Raw genomic sequence first — 1,675 nt, forward strand, 5'->3', positions numbered from 1 at the left:
GGCAGCCGGGGTGCTCCTGGCCGGTGAGGGTGCGGCCGGGCGCCCAGCGGTACGAGCGCAGCGCGCCGCCGACGGCCGCCCACACCGTCATCTCCCCGGCTGAACCGACCGCGCCCGCCAGGCCGTTGACCCCGCGCGCGGCCTCCCACCAGCCCGCGGCCGTACCGACCCACAGGGTGCCGCCGCGGTCCTCGGCGCAGACCACCAGCTCGCCCGGGTGTCCGGCCCAGCCGGCCGTCAACTCCCGTACGGCGGAGAGGCCCTGGCCTGCCGGGAGGGCCCGGCCGGGGCTGCCGGGCCCGGTCAGCGCGGTGCCGTCGGCGCCGCCGGTGACCACCAGCGGGCGCCCGGCGGGGTCGGGCAGCACGGCCAGGCCCGCGGTACGGGCCACCGGCCGGTGGGCGCGCAGCAGTTCACGGCCGCGGGCGGCCCACGGGCCGAGCGGGGCGGGGCGGCGGTCCGGGTCGCGGGCCAGCGGCTCGCAGGCCCAGCGCGCCAACTCCTCGCCGTAGCCCGCCGCCAGCAGTTCGGCGCGGGCCTGTTCGGCGGCCAGCCGGTGGTCCAGGCGGCCGTGGTCGGGCAGCAGCAGGGTGCGGGCGAGGGTGCCGACCGCGAACAGGTCCTTGGCGGTGGTCGGGAAGCCGCCGACCTGCTCGGCCTCCGGCGGGACGTGCCCGGGGGTGAACACCGCGACGGTCAGGGCGTGGTCCAGCGGGGCGAGGAAGGTCAGGTCGATCAGCTTGACCTGCCCCTGGCCGTCCACCAGGACGTTGGCGGGGGAGATGTCGCGGTGCACCCAGCGCTTGCGGTGCAGCTCGTCGACGATCCGGCAGAGCCGGGCCAGCACCTCGGCCACCGCCGGCGGGCCGCCGCGCTGGCCGCGCGCCCAGGTGTGCAGCGGCACGCCCTCGACCCAGGGCGAGATCTGGTAGCCCAGCAGCGCGCCGCCGGGCGGGGTGCCGGGCCGGTGCGGGGAAGGGCCGAGCAGGAAGCTGGGAACGACCAGGTCGGTGACGCCCAGCCGGTGCGCGTTGTGCGAGACGTCGTCCCAGCGGCCGAGCCAGCGCCGCACCTCGCCCGGGTCGCGCTCCAGCATGATCTTCGCGGCGACCAGTTCCTTGCGCCCGTTGTGCCCGGTGCGGACCGCCCGCCACACCTCGGCCTCGCCGCCCCGGTGGTGGAACTCCAGGAGTTCGTACTGCTCGGGGTCGAACTCCGGCCCGAACCGGAGCCCGGGCACCCAACGCGACTCCGACACTCGACCCCCGACGGTTGACCGCTGTTGACGCGCCGGTTCAGGTACCGCCGGCGCGCTGCTGGCTGTGCTGCCGTTCCGCTCCCGACGAGCTGCTGCTGTGCTGCTGTCGTACGGCTGCCGCGCTGCCCAGGATAGTGCGCTTTCCTGTTCGGCTGTCCGATCGAGGGCCTATTCTGATGGCGCCCGAGCAACATCACGAGACGACGTCAACTCATGATCTCCAGAAGCCAGTTGGTCATGGGATGGATGGTGTCCGAACCCAGGGGGACGGTGCATGGCGCTGTTAGCGGTGCTGCTGGTCGTGGTGGCGCTGGCCGGTGCGGCGGCCGCCGTCGTGCTGGCCCGCCGCCGTCGGGCCCTGGACGCCGCGACGGTGGCGAGGGAACTGGCCGCCGCCGCCGCCCGGCTCGCCGCCGG

At 75.9% G+C, this 1,675-nt stretch carries 1 pseudogene; it reads right to left on the reverse strand.

Annotated features, from left to right (window positions below):
- Positions 1-1,240, reverse strand: a pseudogene (locus AE652_RS40905) (protein kinase); the annotation flags it as partial.
- Positions 1,241-1,675 lie beyond the last annotated feature (435 nt).

Origin of the sequence: Kitasatospora sp. MY 5-36 (assembly GCF_001182915.1) — a bacterium.
Taxonomy (GTDB): Bacteria; Actinomycetota; Actinomycetes; order Streptomycetales; family Streptomycetaceae; genus Kitasatospora.